19 protein-coding genes are annotated in these 22,229 nt (G+C 69.1%); 1 reads left to right on the forward strand and 18 read right to left on the reverse strand.

What is annotated here, in order from left to right:
- Window positions 1-22 precede the first annotated feature (22 nt).
- The gene (mgtE, locus tag ACSYS9_RS23535) at window positions 23-1,393 is read right to left on the reverse strand and encodes a magnesium transporter (RefSeq protein WP_071228579.1); all 1,371 of its coding nucleotides are present in this window, start codon (window positions 1,391-1,393) and stop codon (window positions 23-25) included.
- Window positions 1,394-1,737: 344 nt separating this feature from the next.
- On the opposite strand from mgtE, the gene ACSYS9_RS23540 reads away from it, so the two are divergent.
- The gene (locus ACSYS9_RS23540; protein WP_071228580.1) at window positions 1,738-3,516 is read left to right on the forward strand and encodes a monovalent cation:proton antiporter-2 (CPA2) family protein; all 1,779 of its coding nucleotides are present in this window, start codon (window positions 1,738-1,740) and stop codon (window positions 3,514-3,516) included.
- A gap of 126 nt (window positions 3,517-3,642) precedes the next feature.
- On the opposite strand, the gene ACSYS9_RS23545 is transcribed toward ACSYS9_RS23540, so the two are convergent.
- From ACSYS9_RS23545 to ACSYS9_RS23625, 17 genes are all read right to left on the reverse strand, one after another.
- Entirely contained in the window at window positions 3,643-6,981 is a 3,339-nt protein-coding gene (locus tag ACSYS9_RS23545; RefSeq protein WP_071228581.1) for an ankyrin repeat domain-containing protein, read from the reverse strand.
- Window positions 6,974-7,234, reverse strand: a complete 261-nt coding sequence (locus ACSYS9_RS23550; RefSeq protein ID WP_010482302.1) for a YcgL domain-containing protein — start codon at window positions 7,232-7,234, stop codon at window positions 6,974-6,976. The genes ACSYS9_RS23545 and ACSYS9_RS23550 overlap by 8 nt, the downstream gene beginning before the upstream one ends.
- Window positions 7,235-7,394: 160 nt before the next feature.
- The gene (locus ACSYS9_RS23555; RefSeq protein ID WP_010482305.1) at window positions 7,395-7,835 is read right to left on the reverse strand and encodes a hypothetical protein; all 441 of its coding nucleotides are present in this window, start codon (window positions 7,833-7,835) and stop codon (window positions 7,395-7,397) included.
- Window positions 7,836-7,897: 62 nt separating this feature from the next.
- The gene (locus ACSYS9_RS23560; protein WP_071228582.1) at window positions 7,898-9,136 is read right to left on the reverse strand and encodes a beta-ketoacyl-ACP synthase; all 1,239 of its coding nucleotides are present in this window, start codon (window positions 9,134-9,136) and stop codon (window positions 7,898-7,900) included.
- Window positions 9,136-9,867 (reverse strand): 3-ketoacyl-ACP reductase FabG2, encoded by a 732-nt coding sequence (locus ACSYS9_RS23565; protein ID WP_071228583.1) that lies wholly within the window; start codon window positions 9,865-9,867, stop codon window positions 9,136-9,138. The genes ACSYS9_RS23560 and ACSYS9_RS23565 overlap by 1 nt, the downstream gene beginning before the upstream one ends.
- Window positions 9,864-10,319 carry an ApeP family dehydratase gene (locus tag ACSYS9_RS23570; RefSeq protein WP_032129169.1) on the reverse strand — a complete coding sequence of 152 codons (456 nt, stop codon included), beginning with the start codon at window positions 10,317-10,319 and terminating at the stop codon, window positions 9,864-9,866. Before ACSYS9_RS23570 ends, ACSYS9_RS23565 begins: the two co-directional genes overlap by 4 nt.
- On the reverse strand, window positions 10,316-11,500 hold the full coding sequence (locus tag ACSYS9_RS23575; RefSeq protein WP_071228584.1) for a beta-ketoacyl-ACP synthase: 1,185 nt from the start codon (window positions 11,498-11,500) through the stop codon (window positions 10,316-10,318). Before ACSYS9_RS23575 ends, ACSYS9_RS23570 begins: the two co-directional genes overlap by 4 nt.
- On the reverse strand, window positions 11,497-12,054 hold the full coding sequence (locus ACSYS9_RS23580) for a DUF3261 domain-containing protein (RefSeq protein ID WP_071228585.1): 558 nt from the start codon (window positions 12,052-12,054) through the stop codon (window positions 11,497-11,499). Before ACSYS9_RS23580 ends, ACSYS9_RS23575 begins: the two co-directional genes overlap by 4 nt.
- Window positions 12,042-13,292 carry an NAD(P)/FAD-dependent oxidoreductase gene (locus tag ACSYS9_RS23585; RefSeq protein ID WP_071228586.1) on the reverse strand — a complete coding sequence of 417 codons (1,251 nt, stop codon included), beginning with the start codon at window positions 13,290-13,292 and terminating at the stop codon, window positions 12,042-12,044. The genes ACSYS9_RS23580 and ACSYS9_RS23585 overlap by 13 nt, the downstream gene beginning before the upstream one ends.
- A 53-nt stretch (window positions 13,293-13,345) precedes the next feature.
- Window positions 13,346-15,721: an MMPL family transporter gene (locus ACSYS9_RS23590; RefSeq protein WP_071228587.1), complete on the reverse strand. Its 2,376-nt coding sequence runs from the start codon at window positions 15,719-15,721 to the stop codon at window positions 13,346-13,348.
- Entirely contained in the window at window positions 15,693-16,322 is a 630-nt protein-coding gene (locus tag ACSYS9_RS23595) for an outer membrane lipoprotein carrier protein LolA (protein ID WP_071228588.1), read from the reverse strand. The genes ACSYS9_RS23590 and ACSYS9_RS23595 overlap by 29 nt, the downstream gene beginning before the upstream one ends.
- Window positions 16,319-16,750, reverse strand: coding sequence for an acyl-CoA thioesterase (locus ACSYS9_RS23600; RefSeq protein WP_071228589.1), 432 nt, complete (start codon window positions 16,748-16,750; stop codon window positions 16,319-16,321). The genes ACSYS9_RS23595 and ACSYS9_RS23600 overlap by 4 nt, the downstream gene beginning before the upstream one ends.
- Window positions 16,737-18,287 (reverse strand): HAL/PAL/TAL family ammonia-lyase, encoded by a 1,551-nt coding sequence (locus ACSYS9_RS23605; protein ID WP_071228590.1) that lies wholly within the window; start codon window positions 18,285-18,287, stop codon window positions 16,737-16,739. The genes ACSYS9_RS23600 and ACSYS9_RS23605 overlap by 14 nt, the downstream gene beginning before the upstream one ends.
- Window positions 18,277-19,218 carry an LpxL/LpxP family acyltransferase gene (locus ACSYS9_RS23610; RefSeq protein WP_071228591.1) on the reverse strand — a complete coding sequence of 314 codons (942 nt, stop codon included), beginning with the start codon at window positions 19,216-19,218 and terminating at the stop codon, window positions 18,277-18,279. Before ACSYS9_RS23610 ends, ACSYS9_RS23605 begins: the two co-directional genes overlap by 11 nt.
- Before the next feature lies 1 nt (window position 19,219).
- Window positions 19,220-19,990, reverse strand: a complete 771-nt coding sequence (locus tag ACSYS9_RS23615; protein WP_071228592.1) for a glycosyltransferase family 2 protein — start codon at window positions 19,988-19,990, stop codon at window positions 19,220-19,222.
- Window positions 19,980-21,665, reverse strand: coding sequence for an AMP-binding protein (locus ACSYS9_RS23620; protein ID WP_071228593.1), 1,686 nt, complete (start codon window positions 21,663-21,665; stop codon window positions 19,980-19,982). The genes ACSYS9_RS23615 and ACSYS9_RS23620 overlap by 11 nt, the downstream gene beginning before the upstream one ends.
- Window positions 21,658-22,209 (reverse strand): hypothetical protein, encoded by a 552-nt coding sequence (locus ACSYS9_RS23625; protein ID WP_071228594.1) that lies wholly within the window; start codon window positions 22,207-22,209, stop codon window positions 21,658-21,660. Before ACSYS9_RS23625 ends, ACSYS9_RS23620 begins: the two co-directional genes overlap by 8 nt.
- Window positions 22,210-22,229 lie beyond the last annotated feature (20 nt).

The raw sequence follows: 22,229 nt of genomic DNA on the forward strand, positions 1-22,229 counted from the left end.
GCCGGAGCACGATGGTTCCGACTTACAGCAGCGTGCCGTGCAGGATCATCGCGGCGATGCTGAAGTAGATCACCAGGCCGGTCACGTCCACCAGGGTGGCCACGAACGGGGCCGAGGCACTGGCCGGGTCGAAGCCGAGCCGCTTCAGGATGAACGGCAGCATCGAGCCGGACAGCGAGCCGAAGGTGACGATGCCGACCAGCGCCGCACCGATGGTGATCGCCAGCAGGATCCAGTGCTCGCCGTAGTCATGCAGGCCACCCAGCTGCCAGATCACGATTCGCACGATGGCCAGGCAGCCGAGGATCGCGCCCAGCACCATGCCGGTGGGCACTTCGCGCAGGGCCACCTTCCACCAGTCGCGCAGGCGCAGTTCGCGCAGCGCCAGGCTGCGGATCAGCAGCGAGGTGGCCTGCGAACCGGAGTTGCCGCCCGAACTCATGATCAGTGGGATGAACAGGGTCAGCACCACCGCACGCGCCAGTTCGTCCTCATAGTGCTGCATCGCGCTGGCGGTCAGCATCTCACCCAGGAACAGCACGCTCAACCAGCCGGCGCGCTTGCGCAGCATCTCGAAGAAGCCGATCTGCATATAGGGCTTGTCCAGTGCCTCCATGCCGCCGAACTTGTGCGCGTCCTCGGTGGATTCCTCGATCAGCGCATCGAGCACGTCGTCCACGGTGACGATGCCAAGCATCTGCTGCTGGTCGTCGACCACCGGGATCGCCAGCAGGTCGTGGCGGCGGATCAGCCGCGCCACTTCCTCCTGGTCCATCAGCGCATCCACCGTCACCGGCGGATTGACCTGGGCCACATCCAGGATCGATTCCTCCGGCAGGCCGGTGATCAGCCGGCGCATGGTCACTACCTGCTGCAGCTGCTGGCTGGCTGGGTCCAGCACGTAGATCGCGTACACCGTCTCGCGGGTGCGCTCGACCTGGCGGATGTGCTGCAGGGTCTGCGCCACCGTCCAGCTGGCAGGCACCGCCACGTACTCGGTGGTCATCAGCGCACCGGCAGTGTTCGGTGGGTAGCTGAGCAGCTTCTGGATGGCCTGGCGGGCGTCGGTGCCCAGCAGCGGGATCAGCCGCGCGCGTTCTTCCTCATCCAGCTCGTGGACGATGTCGGTGGCGCGGTCATCGGCCATCAGGCCCAGCAGCGCCGCAGCCCGCGCCGGCGGCAGCGCGGCCACCAGTTCGCCACTGCGGTGCAGCTCCGGCGCTTCGAGCATCTTCACTGCACGCGGCAACGGCAGCGCAGCCAGCGTTTCCGAGGCGCGGGTCAGTTCCAGCGTGTTGAGGAATTCCACCGCATCGGCGGTGTTGAAATTCGCCAGCGGCGCGGCCAGTGCGGCGGCATCGGCCACCGGGCGCAGCAATTGCTTCTGGTTCATCGGGTTTGCCTTGTGGGGGTGCGACCTCGCGCAACGCCAACGCAGGCAAACCGTCCCGATGTCAGGCGGTGGCCATCGCTGGCGTCGAACGAGGTCGACTTCTACTGTCGCTGGACATGGGTTGGGGACTCCGGGATGCGTGTGCCGACGGACGCGCCGCCAGCGGCGGGCAGTCTGGACCCGTGGACCATGCAGGTCAACCCGGTCCCGCCGCGGCAGCACCCTGCCCGCAGGTTGTTCTCGTGCATGCACAGGCCGGCGCGCATAATGGCGCGGTGGTGTTCGCCACGCTTTTCCCAACCCGAACGGACGCACAGCGGCTCCCCCGATGACCAGGTATTCCCATGCATAGCGGTGGTCTGGAACTGGCGCTGGTGCTGCTGCTGGCAGCGGTCATCGCCGTGCCGGTGTTCAAGAAGTTCGGCTTCGGCGCGGTGCTGGGCTACCTGGCGGCCGGCGTGGTGCTGGGCCCGGACGGGCTCGGCTTCGTGCAGGACGCCGACCGCATCCTCGGCGCCGCCGAGATCGGCGTGGTGATGCTGCTGTTCGTGATCGGCCTGGAACTGTCGCCGGCACGCCTGAAGGTGATGCGGCGCTCGGTATTCGGTGCCGGTGCGGCGCAGGTGGCGCTGTCCGGGCTGGTGCTGGGGGGCCTGCTGCTGCTCGACCATTTCCAGTGGAAAAGCGCGCTGGTGGTGGGCGTGGCGCTGGCGCTGTCATCCACCGCGGTCGGCCTGCAGCTGCTGTCAGAACACAAGGCGATCAACAGCGACCATGGCCGGCTCGGGTTCGCCATCCTGCTGTTCCAGGACCTGATCGCGATTCCGCTGCTGGCGGCCATCCCGCTGCTGGGCGGGGTAAAGAACGAGACCCTGCGCTGGGAAGACGCCGCCGTGGCCCTCGGCGCGCTGGCGGTGGTGATCCTGTGCGGGCGACCGGTGCTGCGCAAGGTGTTCGGCATCATCGCGCGTACCCGCAGCCCGGAAGTATTCACCGCCACCGCACTGCTGGTGGTGCTGGGCACCGCCTGGTTCATGCAGGAGGCCGGCCTCAGCCCCAGCCTGGGCGCGTTCCTGGCCGGCGTGCTGCTGTCCGATTCGGAGTTCCGGCACGAACTGGAAGCGCAGATCGAGCCGTTCAAGGGGCTGCTGCTGGGCCTGTTCTTCATTGCGGTGGGCATGGGCATCGACCTCGACCGCATCGTTGCCGAGCCGTGGCTGATCGCCGCCGGCGTGGCGATCCTGCTGGTGGTCAAATTCAGCCTGCTGTACGTGATCGGGCGCATCGCAAAGCTCAGTTCACGGCACTCGCTGCTACTGGGCAGCGTGCTGTGGCTGGGCGGCGAGTTCGCCTTCGTGGTGTTCAACGAAGCGCAGCGCGCGCACCTGCTGGGCAACGCCAACCATGACCGTCTGGTGGCGATCGTCGGCCTGTCGATGGCGATCACGCCACTGCTGATGATCGCGCTGCTCAAGCTGCTCGGCCAGGAGAAGGCAACGCCGCGCGAGGCAGCCGAGGCCGACAAGGTGGCACCGGACAACCGGCCGAAGGTGCTGATCGCCGGCATGGGCCGCTTCGGCCAGGTCATCGCGCGCCTGCTGACCGCGCAGAAGGTGCCGTTCGTGGCACTGGAAGCGAACCCCGATACCGTGGCCGACCTGCGCCGCTTCGGCAACCAGCTGTACTACGGCGACCCGACCCGGCCGGAGATGCTGCGCGCGGCCGGCGGCGAGCACATCGATGTGTTCGTGATCACCGTGGACGACCCGGAGACCAACCTGCGCGCGGTGCGCATGGTGCGCCGGTTGTACCCGGACGCGAAGGTGCTGGCGCGCGCACGCAACCGCCAGCATGCGTGGCGCCTGATGGACATGTCGGCCGAGCCGTTCCGAGAAGTGTTCGGCACCAGCCTGGAGATGAGCGGCCGCGTGCTGACCGCGCTGGGCGTGGCACCGGATGTGGCCGAGCGCCACGTGCAGCGCTTCCGCGAGCACGATGAGCAGCTGCTGCGCGACCAGTACCTGGTGTACGACGACGAGGCGGCGGTGATCCAGACCTCGCGCGATGCACGCAACGACCTGATGCACCTGTTCGAGGCCGACGCGGAAAGCGACGGCAAGTAGGCGTGCCGACCAACGGTCGGCACCCACCACAGATTGCGGTAGTGCCGGCCGCTGGCCGGCAGCCTCGGGATCCCGGAGGTTTCATGAGGTTGCCGGCCAGCGGCCGGCACTACCCATTTCCAGCGATCAGCCGTTGTCGCGCAGGAACCGCGCCATCGACGAAACGCCCGGCACGCGTGGTTCGAACTCGCCGGCCACGTCGATGAAGCCGCGCATCACCGCGATCTCGCGCGGGCTGCGGTTGAGGCTGTCGCGCACTTCCGGGTCGGCACCGGCGCGCAGCAGGCGCTGCACCAGCAGTGGCAGGCCGTGCAGGGCGGCCAGATGCAGCGGGCCGAAACCGCGCGGATCACGCACGTCCAGGCTCACGTCCTCGTCCAGCAGGCGCTCTACCGCCGCCATCACCACCTGCTCGTCGCAGGCGGTACCCGGCTCGGCACGCGCACCCAGCAGCAGCAGCAGCGGCGTGACCGAACCGGCGGCGGCCTGGTCCGGTTCGGCACCGGCCAGCAGCAGGGTGTCGAGCAGGGCCAGCAAACGCGAGCGGTCGCGGGCACTGAAACCGTACAGCGCGGCACAGTGCAGCGGGCCCAGCTGCTGCGCGTCACCGGCATGCACGTCGGCACCGGCGGTGAGCAGGCGCGCGACGATGTCCGGCAGGCCCAGCGCCGAGGCCAGCATCAGCACGGTCACGCCGCCCGGCAGGCGGTGTTCCAGCTTGGCGCCGGCGTCGAGCAGGGCCGAAACGATGTCCACCTGGCGCATGCTGACCGCAGCCGACAGCGGCGTCGCGCCACTGGCAGCGGCGTGCTGCGGATCGGCGCCGCGTGCCAGCAGCAGGTCGGTTACTGCCAGATGGCCACCACCGGCCGCACGCAGCAGCGCGGTGCAGCCCTGTGCGTCGACTGCGTCGACGGCAAATCCCAGATCGATCAGGCGGCGCACCGCATCGACGTCACCAGCCATCGCAGCGGCCGGCAGATCGGCCTCGCGCAGGGTGCGGCGCGGCAACGGCCACACCCGCCAGTCGAGCCAGTCGGCCAGGTCACGGCGACCGATCGACAGCGCCACGCCCAGCGGCGTCTGGCCGTCGGCGGCACGTGCTTCCGGCGAGGCACCGTGCTGCACCAGCAGCTTCAGCGCGCCTTCGCGGGCCAATGCGGTGGCCAGATGCAATGCGGTCATGCCATGGCTGTCACGCGCTTCACGATCGACACCGGCCTTGAGCAGGGCCTGCTGCAGGCGCAGCCAGCCCAGGCGGACTGCCAGCGACAACGGCGGGTCACCCGCCGGCGAGGCCGCGAACGGATCGGCACCACGTTCCAGCAGTTCCAGCGCCAGCTGCTCCAGGCCACGGGCGGCCTGATCGTGCTGTGCGCAGGCGGCAAGGAAGCGCGCCAGGCCACCGCGGCCGGCCGGTGACAGGCCACGCTGCAGCATCACCTGCAGCGCAGGCACTGCATCGATGCCGCGCGACAGCAGCGCGAACATCGGCGTGTCGGAGCAGGCGTCACGCACGTAGGGATCGGCGCCGTGGCCCAGCAGCCAGTCGACCGCACGCGGCTCCAGTGCCAGTTCCGGATCGAGCAGCAGGCCACCCAGTTCTTCCGGTTGGCACAGCTTGGCCAGCGCGGCCATGCCATCGGTGTTGCCGAAGCCCAGCGCTTCGCGCAGCAGGGTCAGCGGCGGACGGTCCGGCAGCAGGCCACTGGCGCTGGCGGCTTCGCCGCGCTCGGCCAGGCCATCACTGACGGCGGCCGGCAACGGATAGGACGGGTCCAGCAGGGCCACAATCGCCCAGCGACCGGCTTCGGCGGCGTAGTCCACCGCACGGCGGCCAACCGGATCGGTGGCATCGGCGGCGATGCCCAGCTCGACTAGGCGCTTGATCAGCAATGGCGAGACATCCTCGGCCATCGCCGCCAGCTGCACCGCATTGCGGCCTTCGCCGTCCACCGCAACCAGATCCGGCTTGTGCGGCAGCAGATGCTCGACCACGGCGGCGCGACCGGCACGGGCCGCTTCCAGCCACGGCGTACGGCCAAGCGCATCGCGCGCTTCCAGATTGGCACCGGCACCCAGCAGCACGCCGATGATCTCGACGTGGCCAGCCAGTGCGGCCTCATGCAGCGCGCTGCGGCGCTGGCGATCACGCGCGTCAGCCCGCGCCTTGTGCTTGAGCAGCAGCTGCACGCCGGCCGGATCGTCGTCTTCGGTGGCGGCCGCGGCCAGCAACACCGGGGTGCCTTCGGCCGGTTCGCTGCGCGCACCGCGTTCGAGCAGGAAGCGGGCCAGGCGCCAGTTGCCGACCTGGCAGGCCACGGCCAGCGGCGACCAGCCCTCGTTGTTCAGCGCGTCGACTTCGGCGGCGGCATCGCGCAGCAGCGCGGCCACGCCCGGGTCGGAACTGCGCGCGGCATGGTGCAGCGGGGTGTTGCCATCGCTGTCGATGGCACGCGAATCGGCACCGTTGGCGAGCAGGGTCATCACCGCTTCGGGACGGCCGTGCCAGCTGTCGCGGGTGGCGGCCAGCAGCGGGGTCATGCCCCGGTGCGGCGCATTCACATCGACGCCACGGGCGATCAGTTCGCGCAGCAGGCGCAGGTCCGGCAGCACCGCCGCCAGCACTGCCAGGCTGCGCTGGTCGCGCCAGTTCGGGTCCGGCAGCGCATACGGATCGGCACCGGCCTGCAGCAGCTGCAGGCCCCGGTCGATGCGGCCATGGCGGGCGGCTTCATACAGGGCCGGGGTCAGCTCCTGCGGCGCCATCGCCTCCAGCGGCGCGGTTTCGGCCGCAGCGGCGAACATCGGTTCGTGCTCGTTGCTGGCGGTGGCCAACGGGCTCGCACGCAGTGACACCAACGGCGCCGGTGCCACCCGTTGCAACAACAGGTGCAGCAGCGGCGACAGCACCAGCACTGCCAGTGTGGCGGGCCAACGCGCGCTTTCCGGCAGCAGGTCCGGCCAGGCCGGCAGTACCACCAGTGCCGCCAGGGCAATCACCAGCGCGGCCACACCGAGGCCACGCCAGGCGGTCAGGTCGCGCCCGGCCAGTGCCTGCCAATGCTGGGCCAGGCTGCCATCAAGCCGTTCAACGTCGTTCCACAACGGCCAGGTGCGCCAGGCTGCCAGCAGGCCGGCACTGACCAGCACGCTCAGGCCCAGCACCGCGGCCAGGCTGCCGCTGTCACGCAGCGCCGCCAGCGGCCAGGCCAGCAGCAGCGCCAGCAACAGCGGCGCTGCCGTCCACAACGCCAGCAGCGCCGGCAGGTCCTGGCGCGCGACGATCTTCAGCGGCAGCAGCGCGCGGCTGCGACGCCACCACGACACACCCAGCGCGAACGCCGGCTGCGCCAGTGCCGCAAGGATGGTGCCCGGAACGCCGCCCACGGCGGCGCCCAGCGCCAGTACGGCACCCACGGCGAAGGCGATCGACAGGGCGCGCGGACGGGACGTGTCAGTCATAGTGGCGCGGCATCAGGCTGGCCACCGACGGCGGCACCTGCAGGTAGAACCCGCGCTCGCTCATTTCGCTGCGGACCTTTTCCGGATCGGCCTGGGCCAGGCGGCGCTGGGCATCCAGGGCCACGTCCAGGACGAAGGCGAGCGTCCCCAGCGAGGTGAGCAGCGGCGCAGGCAGCGCGCTGAAATCATCGCGACGGGGAACGTAGACGTAGGTGTCCGGCTTGAGTTGGCTTTTATAGACGTAGGCGTGCATGTCCGCGGGACGATAACCCGGGAAGAGCCATGATTGTGTCGGAAAGCCGACACCGGGGAAAGCCGTCAGCCGACGATGGCGGCGTGATCGGCGGCGTTTCCCCGGCAGGATTCAGCAATGTGGCGGCGGCGTTCAGCCAACGCCGCCGCCACACGGGCGCTTACTTGACCTTGGCGTAGGTGCCCTTCAGCGCGACACCGGCGAGGATCGCACCGGCATAGCATTCGTAGTTGGTGCTGCTCTTGAACTCGTTCTTCTTGTAGTAGCTGACGATGTCGACCACGGCGTTGGCGCCGCGCGACTTGGCACCGTCCTGCAGCGCGCGCAGCGCCGACAGCGCGACCCAGCGGCAGGCCTCGGCATCGCTCTTGTTGGCGGCGTTGGTCTTCTTGTTGGTCACGTCTTCGCCCAGGCGCTGCTGCACGCTGACCGGCTGGCCGGCCAGGTAGAAGCGGACGCTGCCGTCGATGCCGGCGTCCTTGGCAGCCTGCGAGCTGACCAGTTCCTGCAGGGACTGCTCCACGCGGGTATCGCGGGCAGAAGCGGTGGAGGCCAGGGCCAGCAGTGCGGTGGCCGTGGCGATCATCAGGGTGCGGCGCATCGGAACATCTCCTTGTCGAGGGTGCGGGTAGGTTGCGGGAACAGCGGCGGTGGGGCGGTGGATCACTCGCGCCAGCGGCGGAACACCAGCGAGGTGTTGATGCCACCGAAGGCGAAGTTGTTGCTCATCACGTACTCGGCCTGCAGTTCACGGCCCTGCCCGGTGATGAAGTCGAGCTGGCCGCAGCGTGGATCGACCTCGGCCAGGTTCAGGGTGGGCGCGAACCAGCCGGCGCGCATCATCTCGATGCTCATCCATGCCTCGAACGCACCGCAGGCACCCAGCATGTGGCCGACGTAGCTCTTCAGCGAGCTGATCGGCATGCGGCTGCCGAACACCTGCGCCGTCGCCTGGGTCTCGGCGATGTCACCGTGGTCGGTGGCGGTGCCGTGGGCGTTGACGTAGTCGATCTGCGCCGCGTCCAGCCCGGCATCCTCCAGCGCCAGGCGCATGGCCTGGGCCATGGTGTCGGCACTGGGCTGGGTGGCGTGCTGGCCATCGCTGTTGGTGCCGTAGCCGACCACCTCGGCAAGGATGGTGGCGCCACGTGCCTGCGCGTGCTCCAGGTCTTCCAGGATCAGCGTACAGGCACCCTCGCCCAGCACCAGGCCATCGCGGCCGGCATCGAACGGGCGCGGCGTGGTCTGCGGCGCATCATTGCGCACGCTGGTGGCGAACAGGGTGTCGAACACTGCCGCGGCAGTGGCATCGAGCTGCTCGGCACCGCCAGCCACCATCACCGTCTGCTTGCCGCTGCGGATCGCTTCGTAGGCCGCGCCCACGCCCTGGCTGCCCGAGGTGCAGGCACTGGAGGTGGTGTAGACGCGCCCGGACAAACCAAAGAACACACCGATGTTGACCGGCGCGGTGTGGCTCATCATCTTCAGGTAGGTGGTGGCACTGATGCCGTCGGTGGTGAATTCGTTGAGCATGCGGCCGAATTCACCGGTGGCCTCGTGGCTGCCCGAGGACGAGCCGTAGGCCACGCCGGTGCGGCCACTGCGCAGCACCGGGTGCTCGTGCAGGCCAGCCTCGCGCAGTGCCACCTCGGTGGCGCGCACCGACATGATTGCGACCTTGCCCATCGAGCGGGTGGTCTTGCGGTTGTAGTTCGGCGGCAGCTCGAAGTCCTGCGCCGGCGCGGCCAGCTTGGTGTTCAGGCCCGCGTAGACATCCCATTCGGGCATCGTGCGCACGGCATTGCGGCAGCTGCGCAGGTGCGCTTCGATGGTGGGCCAGTCGTGGCCGAGCGGACTGATGGCGGCCGCACCGGTGACCACCACGCGACGATCGGCAGCCATCAGAGCATGCCTCCGTTCACCGAGATCACCTGGCGGGTGATGTAGCCGGCCGGCTCGGACAGCAGGAACGCCACCGTGGCCGCCACTTCGTCGGGATGACCGACGCGGCCGGCGGGAATCAGCTTGAGCGCGTGTTCAACCACTTCGTCGTTGAGCATTTCGGTCTCGATCAGGCCCGGGGCCACGCAGTTGACGGTGATCTGGCGGCTGGCCAGTTCCAGCGCCAGCGCCTTGGTGGCACCGATGATGCCGGCCTTGGCGGCACTGTAGTTGACCTGGCCGCGGTTGCCGGCCAGCCCGGACACCGACGACAGGGTGACGATGCGGCCCGGCTTGCGCCGCCGCACCATCGGCATGATCAGCGGATGCAGCACGTTGTAGAAGCCATCCAGGTTGGTGTGGATGACCTGGTCCCAATCCTCCGCCGACAACGCCGGGAAGGCGCCATCACGGGCGATGCCGGCATTGCAGACCACGCCGTAATACGCGCCATGCGCGTCGACATCGGCCTCCAGCGCAGCGCGTGCGGCCTCGCGGTCGGCCACGTCGAACACCAGCACGCGGGCCTGCTGGCCCAGTGCCTGGATCTCGGCCACCACCGCCTGCGCCTCTTCCACGCGGCTGCGGCAATGCACCACCACGTCGAAGCCGTCGCGCGCGATGCGCAGCGCGATGGCCCGGCCGATACCCCGGCTGGCGCCGGTCACCAGCACGCTTCGATTCCCTGTCATGCCTGTCCACTCTCCAGATAGGCCATCGCGTCGGCCGGTTCGAACACCGACACGTTGGCTGTCGCCCATTCGTCCTCGCCCGCCAGGATGCGGCAGGCGAACATCCCCAATCCATTGTCACCCAACAGCTCGCAGCGCGCCTGTACGCGCAGCCGCGAACCGCTGGGGAAGCTGCTGCGCGCGCTGCTGTAGCGGCGGCTGCCGAGCAGGAAGCCCAGCTGCGGCGGCTTGCCGGCCGCACGCGCGCGGCAGCCGGCCCAGGCCGCGATGGCCTGCGCCATGTATTCGATGCCGACCCACGCCGGCACTTCGCCGTTCTCCACGAACAGGCCGGATTCGGGCACCACCAGTTCCGCCTCGAGGGTGTCCTGGTCCCACTGCGTGATGCGCTCCAGCAGGCACATGTCCTGGCGGTGCGGCACCACGTCCTCGATCGCGTACAGCGTGTTCATCGACGCTCCAGTGCCAGCACGGCATTGCTGCCGCCGAAGGCGAACGAATTGCTCAGCACCCGCCGCGGCGCCTGCGCCAGGCAGGAGCCCGGCGCGACCAGCGGCAGCACCGGCAGTGCGGGGTCGGGCACGCCGTCCCACCAGTGCGGCGGCAGCTGCTGCTGTGGGTTCTCGGCCAGCAGGATCCAGCACAGCGCCGCCTCGATCGCGCCCGAGGCACCCAGCGTATGGCCGGTCAGCGGCTTGGTCGAACTGGCCGGCACGCCATTGCCCAGCACCTTCGAGACCGCCAGGCTTTCCATCGCATCGTTGTGCCCGGTGGCGGTGCCATGCAGGTTCACGTAATCCACTTCGTCGGCGCCCCAGCCGGCGCGCAGCAGCGCCTGCTGGAGGGCGTCGATGGCCCCCATCCCCTGCGGATCGGGGGCGGACATGTGATGGGCATCGGCCGATTCGCCCCACCCGGCCAGGCACACCGGACCCGGCTCGCGGGTAAGCAGGAACAGCGCGGCGCCCTCGCCGATGTTGATGCCGGCGCGGTGCTGCGAGAACGGATTGCAGCGCAGGGCCGACACCGATTCCAACGCGCTGAAGCCGGCCACGGTGAAGCGGCACAGCGAATCGGCACCGCCGGCAATCACCGCATCGACGATGCCGGCGCGCAGCATGCGCGCGGCCGACATCAGCGCCTTGGCGCTGGACGAGCAGGCGGTGGACAGGGTCCATGCCGGCCCCTGTGCACCACTGCGCTGGCGCACGAACTGCGCGGCGGTGCCCATTTCCTGCTGGGCGTAATCGAAGCCCTGCGGCCACTGGCCCTGTTCGGCGTGGGTGCGCAGGGCCTGCTCGGATTCACCAATGCCCGAGGTGCTGGTGCCCAGCACCACCGCCACACGCTCGGCACCATGGTGGGCGATCGCGGCGGCCACCGCTGGTGCGATCTGCGCCAGTGCCACGTCCAGCAGGGCGTTGTTGCGCCCGCGCAGGGCCACCGGCAGGTCCTCCAGCGCCGGCAGCGGCGTGCGCACCTCTCCCAGCGCCAGGGTGCGCCCCGGCAGCAGGCTGTCGTTGTCGCTGAGCCCGCCCGGCACATCGGCGAACATCGCCGACGCGACCGCGGCGCGGCCATCGCCGAGCGCGCAGACCACGCCCAGGTCGTTCAGGTAGATCGGTGCACTCATCGGTCCTGCCCGGCCATGTCGATCGATTCGATGCGCAGCGCATAGCCTTCGGCGCGGTTGTCCAGCTGCACGCTGCCATCGTCCAGGCGCTGCAGCTGCAGCCACACCGTGCCGTCGCGCGACAGGCTGCGCTGCCGGCCGTCATCGCTGACCTGCCAACCTGCCGGCAACGCGGCGGCAATGGCCGCGGTCGGCCACAGCGCGAACTGCAGGTCATCCAGCACGCGCTCGGCACGCACCTGCGGCGGCAGCCACGGTGCGCGCTGCTGGGTCAGCTGCTGGCCGTCCCACTGCAGGCGCACGCCGGTCTGGCCCATCGCCTGCACCGCCAGCTGCACCTGCTGCGCATCGGCTTCCAGCAGAGCATCCAGGTCGCGCTCATGCGTACCGAAACGGAAATGCAGCTGCTGCTGCAATGCCAGCGGCGCCGGCAGGCTGCCCGGCGACAGGCGCAGCGGCGGCAGTTCCACCAATGGCTTGGGCATGCGGCCGGCACAGGCGGCCAGCAGCAGGCACAGCAGCACGGCCGCGGTACGGGCGATCAGGCGCTGCACAGCTGCTCCAGCACGCGCATGCGGCGGCCGCTTTCGTCGGCCACATACGGGTTGTTGGTGTCCCAGGCGTAGCCGGCCAGGATGGAACTGATCATGTCGCGCACTTCGGGCTGCTGCTGCGGGTGGTAGATGATCTTCTGGAAGCCGCCCTCGTACCAGCTTTCAACGAAGCGGCGGAAGGTCTTCACGCCGGCACGCAGCGGGATCGAGAATTCAGCTTCCCAGTCGACGGTTTCACCGGCATAGCGTCGCGCCAGGCATTCGCTGGCCAGTTGCGCGGACTTGAAGGCGATGGTGACGCCGGAGGAGAACACCGGGTCGAGGAACTCGCCGGCATTGCCCAGCAGGGCGTAGCCCGGGCCCCACAACGAGCTGACATTGGCCGAGTAACCGGTGATGCGACGCACCGGCAGCACCGCCCATTCGGCGTTGGCCAGCAGCCGGGTCAGGTTGGGGTCCTCGCCGACGATGGCCTGCAGCTTCTGCAGGTCGTCGCCCTCGTAGCGCTCGAAGAACGACGGCTCGGCGACCACGCCCAGCGAGCAGCAGCCGTTGGAGAACGGGATCGTCCAGTACCAGACGTCGATGTGCTCGGGATGGGTGGTGATCAGGATCTTGTTGCGATCGAAGTCCGCTTCGGCCGGAATGTTGTCGCGCACGTGGCAGAAGATCGCGCCGCGCACCGGGAAGTTGGACGGCGATTCCAGCTGCAGCAGGCGTGGCAGCAAGCGCGCGAAGCCGGATGCATCGAGGATGAAATCGGCCTCGATGCGGTACTCGCTGCCGTCCGGACGACGCACGGTCACCGCCGGCTGCTCGCCCGGCTCGACCGCAAGCACTTCATCGCCGAAGCGCAGCGTGGTGCCCATGCGCTCGGCGCCGCGTGCCAGCACGTTGTCGAAGTCGGCGCGCTGAACCTGGTAGGTGGTACCCCAGCCCGGCGAGAACTTCTTCCGGAAGTCGAAGGCAGTACGCGCTTCACCGTGCACGAAGGCCGCGCCGTTCTTGTACTGGAAGCCGGCTTCGACCACGTCCTGCAGCAGGCCTGCCGCTTCGATGTACTCCATGCTCTGCGGCAGCAGGCTTTCACCGATCGAGAAGCGCGGGAACTGCTGGCGCTCCAGCATCAGCACCTGGCGGCCATGCTGGCGCAGCATCGCCGCGGCCACCGAGCCGGCCGGGCCCGCACCGATGATCAGGATTTCAGTACGTTCGACAGCATCCACAGCAGTATTCATCGGTGCGTCCTTGTTGCTCGATCAGGTGGAAAGAAGGAAGTCGGAAGACAGGTTCAAGCTGGCGGCAGGTCATGTGGCGGCGGCCGGAACAGCGGCGAGATCAGCCAGACCAGGCCGATGCCGAACAGCAGGGTCAGGCCGAACGCGCGCAGCGCTGGGGTCTGCGACAGGCCCAGCAGGCCGAACGACAGCCAGGTGCTGGCCGCGCCCACGCACACTGCCAGCCAGGCGCTGGCATCGCCACGGTGCTCGATCAGGAAGATGCCGTAGTCGATGCCCATGCCCAGCAGCAGCATCAGTGCCAGTACGTTGAACAGCTGCAGCGGTTGGCCGAACAGGCCCAGCAGGCCCAGGGTCAAGGCACCGGCGATCAGGGTCGGTGCGAACACGCGCCAGGCCTGGCGGCGGTAGCGCAGCCACAGCGCGCCGAACACCAGCGCGATGCCGACCAGCAGCAGCCCACCCATTAGCTTGCGGTAGTGGCCCAGCAGCGTGGAGAAGTCGGCGGTGCGATCCACCCAGCGCACGCCCGGCAGGCCTTCGGCCGCGCCCTGCAGGGTGGCCAGCGCATCGGCGCGCGACAGGTCATCGACCATCACCACGCTGATCATCTGCCCACCGACCTCACCCACCCACAGGTGACGGAACGGCTGCGAGGCCGGCGAGGCCAGGAAGGCTTCGGCGGTGAGCGGCGCGGCGGCGAACTGCGGCCGCTGCAGCGGCTCGCCCACGGCCTCGGACACGGCCGACAGCACGCCGGGTTCCACCCTCGCGGTCAGCGCGGCATCGGCCTGCTGGCGCGACGGCGACGGCAGCCAATCGCTGATCGCGCGATAGCCACCAATGCGCTTGTCGTTGGCCAATACACGCAGGCGCTCGGTCAGTGCTTCTTCGCGCTGCAGCAGCTGCGCGGCATCGGCACCCTGCACCAGGTAGAACTGCGCCGGGCTGGGCATGCCCAGCAACTGGCTCAGGCGGATCTGCTGCGCCATCAATGCCGGCGGCGACGACTGCAGGCTGCGCAGGTCGTCGTTGCTCTGCAGGCGCGCGATGCCGATGGCAGACAGTGCCAGCGTGATCACCACGAACATCGTCACCGCGCGGCGGCCATGCAGGCGCGGGAAGCGCTCCAGCGTGTTGCCCAGCCACTGCGAGAAGCGGGTCTGGCGGATCTCGCCACCATCCAGCCACGGGAACCAGAAGATCACCGTGAGGAAGGCGGCAGCCAGGCCGACCACCGAGAACAGCGCCATCTGGCGCAGGCCCGGGAACGGGGCCAGGCCCAGGGCCAGGTAGGCCAGTGCGCTGGTCAGCAACGCCAGCCACAGGCCCGGCAGCAGATGCCGCAGCAGCTTCCAGCGACGATCGGCCGGCTCGGCCTGGCGCGAGGCAAACCAGTGGATGCCGTAATCCTCGGCCACGCCCACCAGCGACGCGCCGAACACCAGGGTGAGCACGTGCACCTTGCCGAACACCAGCACGGTCACCGCCAGCGCCACGCCGCAGCCGATCAGCAACGACGCGGCGACCAGCAGGATCGGCCGCAGCGAACGGAACGCCAGCCACACCAGCAGCAGCACCGCCGCCAGCGACCCCCAACCGATGGTGTTGATCTCCTGGTTGGCCTGCACCGCGGCCGCTTCGGCATGCAGCGGCACGCCGGCATGCAGGATCTCCAGATCAGGAGCGGCCGCTTTTGCTGCCTGCCCGGCGCGTTCCAGCAGGCCGTCGAGATGGCGCTCACCATCGAGCTGGAATGCCGAACCCGGCGTATCGAACTGCAGCGCGGCCCAATGCTTGCCCTCGGCTTCGAGCAGGCCGTCATCGCCCAGCCGCAGTCCCGAACCCTGCGCCTGTTGCTGCCACCATTGCGGCCACAGCGACAACGGGTCTTGCCGCCAGTCGGTCAGGCGCGGCGCGCCCATCGGACCGTACAGCGCGGCCAATGCCTGCTCGGCCAATGCGCCCGGTTCGCTGCCCTGCAGCTGCTCGCGCTGGGCCGGCGTGAGCAGGCGATCGCGGTACGGCGCGTAGAACGCGCGCGCCTCATCGAACCAGCCTTCGATCGAGCCGCTGGGTACCAGCAGGGCGTGATCGGCGTCCTTGGCCATGGCCGCGGCAAAAGCCGCCTGCGCACGCTTGGCGGCGGCGCCGTCCTTGCTGCCCAGCAGCACCACCACCTGCCGCGAACTGCCATCGGCGATGCGCCGGGTGACATCGCTCAACAGGCGGTCGTGTGCATCCTGCGGCAGCAGGGCGAGGATGTCGGTGTCGATCCGCGATTGCTGGCTCCACAGGCGCCACTGCTGCGCGCCCATCACCAGCAGCACCAGCAGCCAGGCGATGCCCAGCCAGTGCCACCAGCGCCGCAACCGGTCCGGTGCGTTCGATGCCGCGGCCTCACTCAAAGCGGCGGGCCTCGTCGGCATTGAGCGTGACCGGCGTCTCGCTCAACGCGCTGAACTGGATCTGCGTGCGGTCCTTGTTGGCCTCCACGATCTCGACCTGGCGCACGTAGCGGTCGCCCTGCAGGGTCAGCGATTCGAAAGCCTTGGCCAGCATCGCCGACTTCGGCGTCAGGCGCAGCCGCCAGCCTTGTCCTTCACGGCTGGCCGCCACGTTGAACTGGCTGGACAGCGCCTGCACGTCGCCACTCATCAGCGCGAACATGATCGCGTTCACCGAACGCATCGCCGGTTGCTGCCGTGCATCGAGTTCGACGCGGGTGCTGCCATCGCGCTGGCGGCTGAGGATGCGGTCGGCGGTGACCACCACCTCGGAGGGGAACGGCTTGAGCGTGGACCAGATCACGCCGTGCTGGCGCGCGACCACGAACCGGCCCTGAGAACGCAGCGGGTTCTTGAAGCCGCTGACCTGCTTTTCCTGGCTGAACTGGCCACGCAGCACATCCGGCCGGGCCACCGCCTGGGTGATCGCATCGATGGCCGGATCGGCGGCCTGCACCAGCGGTGCGGCCAGCAGCAGCGACGCGCATAGCAGTGCGCGCGCAAAACGGTTCGCTCGGTTCATGGCGCGGGCACTCCCAGGCGTTCCCACAGTACCGGCGGGCACTGGTACAGCATTTCCTTGCTGGCCGCGTCCACCGCGACCTGGATGGTCATCGCGCGGGTCAGCACCTGGCCGCTCTGCGCATCGAGAATCTCGTACTCGATCTTCAGCCGGTTCTCCCATTCCACGATGCGCGCGATCACGCGCAGGGCCTGGTTGAACAGCAGCGGGCGCACGTACTTCACCCGGGCATCGACCACCGGCCACAGGTAGCCCGATTCGAGCATCTGCGGGTAGTCGTAGTCGTAGCGCCCGAGCAGCGCGCAGCGCGCGATCTCGAAGTACTTGAAGTAGTTGCCATGCCAGACCACGTTCATCGGATCGCAGTCATGGAAGGCGGGGGTCAGCGAAATCTCGCCGGCCCGTTCGATTGCTTCATTCACCGGCATACAGCTCCCAACGTTGCGCGCGGATCTCCACCAGCAGCTCCCGCAGTTCGCGATCCAGCGCGCGGTCTTCTTCAACCAGGGCGATGCGCTGCCCCAGGTCGGCGTACATGTCGGCCAGACTGCCATGCAGCTGCGCGTTCAGGCCAACCCGTTCGCGCAGCGCCAGGCCCTGGCGGGCAGCGATCAGCATCGCGGCCACTACCTGTTCAGTCAGCTCGATCACGCGCAGGCAATCGCGCGCGGCAATGGTGCCCATGCTGACCTTGTCCTGGTTGTGGCATTCGGTGGAGCGCGAGAACACGCTGGCCGGCATGGTCTGCTTCAGCGCTTCGGCGGTCCATGCCGAAACGCTGATCTGCAGCGCCTTCAGGCCATGGTTGATGGCCGCGCGCGGGCCGGTGGCCGCCGACAGGTTGGCCGGCAGGCCGTGGTTGTAGCGGGCATCGACCACCAGTGCCAGCTGCCGGTCGAGCAGATCGGCAAGGTTGGCCACGGTGTTCTTCAGGGTGTCCATCGCCAGCGCGATGTGGCCGCCGTAGAAATGACCGCCGTGCAGGATGCGCTCGCCGTCAGCATCGATCAGCGGGTTGTCGTTGGCGCTGTTCAGTTCGGTTTCGATCAGCTGGCGCAGGAACGGCAGGCTGTCCTCCAGCACGCCGATCACATGCGGCGCGCAGCGCAGCGAGTAGCGGTCCTGCAGGCGCTGTTCATTGCGCGGCGGACGCTCGCTGTGCAGGTCGCTGCGCAGGCGCGCGGCGATGCGGCCCTGGCCCGGGTGCGGCTTGGCGGCGAACAGGGTTTCGTCGAAGTGATGCGCGTTGCCGTCGCTGGCCAGCACGTTGAACGCGGTCAGCCGCGTGGCCATGCGCGCCAGGTAATCGGCGCGCTGCCAGGCCAGGCAGGCCAGGCCGGTCATCACGGCGGTACCGTTCATGATCGCCAGGCCTTCCTTCGGCCGCAGCTTCAGCGGGGTCATGCCGATCTTCGCCAGCACCTCCGCCGCCAGCTGCACGCGGCCGTCGTGCAGCACCTCGCGCTCGCCGCACAGCACCGCGGCCACGTACGACAGCGGGGTCAGGTCACCGCTGGCACCCACCGAGCCCTCGGCCGGAATCATCGGCAGCACGTCGTGCTGCAGCAGTGTGGCCAGGCCTTCCAGCAGCGGCACACTGACACCGGACATGCCACGCACCAGCGACGCCAGGCGCGCAGCCAGTACCGCACGGGTCTCGACCGGGTCCAGGTAACGGCCCAGGCCACAGCCGTGGTAGGTGTACAGGTGGTGCGGCAGCTCAGCCACCAGCGCCGGCGGGATGTTCACCGTGCACGAGTCACCGTAGCCGGTGGTCACGCCATAGATCACGCCGTCCTCGCGCAGCAGGCGGTCGAGGAAATCGGCACCGCGCTGGATATGCGCGCGGAACGCCGGCGCGTCGCTCAGTGCGGCGTCGCACTGGCGCTGGGCCAGGGCAACCACGTCTTCAATGGTCAACGGTGCATCGCCAAAGCGGCACACGGGTACGGCGTCAGTCGTCATGCGGAGCCTGATCCCAGAAGGGGAAGAAGTTGAACCAGTCCAACGGGGACTGGATGACCTGGAGTTCCAGCCAGCGCGCGAAGCGCTGTGCCTGTTCGGCCAGTGCGGCATCGCGCGAGCCACGCGGCAGCACGATGCGTTCGGCGAACTGTTCAAACGCCACGCGATAACCCTCGCCCTGGTGCAGGCAGGCCATCGTGTAGACCGGGCAGCCCAGCGCGGCGGCGAGCACGTAGGCACCGATCGGGAACGGCGCGCGGTGGCCAAGGAAATCGGCGGTGACGCTGCGGCCGCCCTGCACCGGCGTGCGGTCGCCGACGATGGCGACGAAGCCACCGGCCGCCACGCGCTCTGCCAGCATCACCGCCGTGGCCGGTCCCATTTCGGTTACCTGCACCAGCTCCACCGCCGCCAGCGGGTCCAGCCGCTGCAGCAGGCGGTTGAAGCGCTGCGCATGCGCGGTGTGCACCAGCACGGTGATGCGGAACCCCGGCACCTGTTCGGCCAGTACCTGGCACAGCTCCAGGCAGCCGATGTGCGCGGTGAGGATCAGCCCGCCTTCGCGGCGCGCGATCTTCTCCAGCACCAGGTCGCGATGCAGGTGGATGCGTTCGGCCGGATAGCGTCCGCCCAGGCCGAGGATCTTGTCCAGCATCGTGTCGGCAAACGCGAAGAAGTGGCGCAGGCTGTCACCCCGGGTCGGCGCGCGACCCAGCGCACCGCTGTGCGCCTGCAGGCGCTGCAGGTACTGCATCGAGGCCTGGCGGCCAACGCGGTTGCCCAGCCAATGGCAGGCCACCACCGGCCACACGCACAGGCGGAACGGCCAGCGCCCGAACCAGCGGTGCACCCAGCACAGGAACAGCACGCCGGCCACCGAGGTGGATTCGCCGATGTCGGCCCAGTGCGGGGTCCCCTGCGCGGCCGCCATCTCAGCGCTGCCCCCGCAGGCGGCGCCACAGCAGGCGCGGTGCGCGCCAGAGCATGCCGAAGAACAAGCGGGTGTGCATGCGGCTGATGCGCACGTTGTCGCGCCACACATCGAAGTGCGAGACGCCATCGGATGGATAGGTCACGCGCGTGGCCAGGTGCTCGACCGGCAGGTGCCGCCAGTACAGGCGCACCATCACTTCGGTATCGAAATCCATGCGCCGGCCGATGGTTTCTTCACCGATCAGGCGCAGCACCGGCGGCAGCGGATACACGCGGAAGCCGCACATGGTGTCACGCAGATGCAGCGACAGCGTGTTGATCCAGACCCAGATGTGGGTCGCGTAGCGGCCATACAGGCGCGCCTTGGGAACGCTGGCGTCGTAGGCCGGAATGCCACAGATCACCGCCTCGGGATGGGCGCGCGCCGCTTCGATGAAGCGTGGCAGATCGCGGGTATCGTGCTGGCCGTCGGCATCGATCTGCAGCACGTGGCTGTAGCCTCGCGCGCCGGCTTCGGCGAAACCGGCCAGCATCGCCCCGCCCTTGCCCTGGTTGACGTCCAGACGCAGCAGGTCGACGCCCTGGCGCTGTGCCAGCGAACGCAATGCTGCCGCGCACGCCTCATGCGAGCCATCGTCGATCAGCAGGCATGGCAGGCCGGCGGCCTGCACGCCGTCGACCACCGCCGCGATGGCGTGCTCGTGGTCGTAGACGGGAATCACCACCAGTGGCGCGAACGCGGCACCGGCAACGGCCGGATCAGTCCGCATCGGCGAAGACCACTTTGCCGCTGGCATGCACACCGTGGCTGGAGGTGTAACGGAAGGCCAGCACGCTGCGTGTGGCATCCCAATCCAGCTGCAGGGTCAGCTCATCGCCCGGGCGGGCCACGTGCTGGAACTTCACCGCATCCATGCGCAGGAACACTGCCGGCATGGCGAACACCTGGCGGCCAAACCGCACCGCCCAGTCCAGCTGCGCCACGCCGGGCAGGATCGCCGCCTGCGGGAAGTGGCCCTGGAACGGCCGCAGCGCCGGGTCCAGGGTCATCCGCAGCGTGGCGCTGGCCGCATCGCGGTGATCCCAGACCGGCACCGGCATCAGCGGCTGGAACAGCGCTGCCAGTGCCGCCTGGGTGACCTTGCCCTGTGCGTTGATCGGCAGCGCCGGCACCAGCCGCCAGCGGCGCGGCCGGGTGACCGCGTCATGAGCCTGTGCCAGGCGTGTGCCAAGGCGCTGGCCCAGCGCGCGGCGCGCGGCCTCACCGCCCTCCAGCAACGTCGGGTCGGCCGGTACCACCACCGCGGCCAGCTGCTCGCGCTGCCCGGGCAGCACCAGCACGCGCACGTCATCCACTTCGGCGTCTTCGCGCAACGCACGTTCCAGTGCATCCAGCGAAACGCGGCGCTCTTCAATCTTGACGATGCGGTCGGCGCGGCCCAGCAGGCGGAAGCGGCCATCGGCCAACGCTTCAACGCGGTCCTGGGTACGCCACCAATCCGGGGTTTCCAGATGTGCGGAGGCCACCGCCAGGCAGCCCTCCTCGATGCGCCACTGCACGCCGGGCAGCGGCTGCCACGGCGGCAGGTCGGTGTCCCAGCGGCGCCAGGCGATGCCGCCGGTCTCGCTGCTGCCATAGACCTCGGTCGGTGCCACGCCGAGCCACTGCCGCACCTGGCGTGCGGCTTCTTCCGGCAGCGGGCCGCCAGAGGAGAATACCGCGCGCAGGCGGCCATGCAGGCTGGCCCAGTCGAGCTGCTCGGGCAGGCGCTTGAGGTGGGCCGGGGTCGCGACCAGCACCGTATCGGTACCGGCCAGCGCACCCACCAGATCTTCGTGGAAGAACCGGCGTGGATGGATCAGGCGGCCGGCAGCCAGCGGCCACAGCACGCGGAACAGCAGGCCATAGATGTGCTGGTGCGACACCGTGCCATGCACCTGCACGCCTTCCAGCTGCGTGCCGAACGCAGCCTGCAGTGCGTCCACCTCGCGCGTCAGCTGGTCCATGCGCTTGTTGATCGCACTGGGTTGTCCGGTGCTGCCGGAGGTGAACACGCACAGCTCGCAGGCGCGCTCGTCCAGCGCCTGAAGACCCTCGTCCGGTGCGGCGTCCAGCGCCGCCAGCGGACGATAATCGGCGGACACGTCGCCTGCGAAACCACTCACCTGCGGCTGCAGCGCCTGCAGCGTGGCCGGCAGATTGTCGGCAGCCAGGAACACCCGCTTGCCGGCATGCCAGGCACCGAACAACGCAGCGGCAAAGGCCACCGCATCATCGAAATACAGGGCCCAGTCACGGCCTTCGGCCGCCGCAAAGGCGGCGCGCCAGCCCAGCACGCGCTGGCGGAAGCAGGCGTGGTCAACCATGTCTCCGTCGCACAGGCCGACGCTGCGCTGCGGCCGCGCCTCCAGCAGCAGCCGGTCCAGGGCAATCCACTCAGCCATGCGCGTGCGCCGCCTTCACCCGCCGCCGCACCAGCCACTCACCTGCGAACAACACGCCCATCATCACGTACGCCAACAATCCGTTGTAGAGCATCCAGGCCCGGTCCGACGCGTACAGCGCGGTCAGCAGGGCCAGGCTGCCGTTGAGAACGAAGAAGCCGCACCACACCTGGGTGACGCGGCGGGTATAGGCCACCGCGAACGGGGGCAGGTCCGGTTCCTGCAGCCGTGCCAGACGTTCCACCAGCGGCGGGCCGAAACGCAGGCTGGTGCCGAATACCGCCAGCATCACTGCGTTGACCAGCGCCGGGTACAGCTTCAGCGGCAGGGCCTGGTTGAGCACGGTGGCCAGCACCGCCAGCAGGCCGGTGCCGGCGGCCGCGGCCCACCACAGCGGCTGGCGCGTACTCAGCGCGCGCAGCAGGGCCAGGGTGAACAGCAGCAGCGACAACCAGCGTGGCTCGAAGCGGCCCATCGCCAGGTACACCAGCACCGGGTAGGCCAGCGAGATCGCAGCCACCACGACCGTGCGTGCGCGTGCCATGGTGGAGCCGCCGGCGCTGC

Source organism: Stenotrophomonas sp. STK17_22 (assembly GCF_051983905.1).
Classification (GTDB): Bacteria; Pseudomonadota; Gammaproteobacteria; order Xanthomonadales; family Xanthomonadaceae; genus Stenotrophomonas; species Stenotrophomonas maltophilia_A.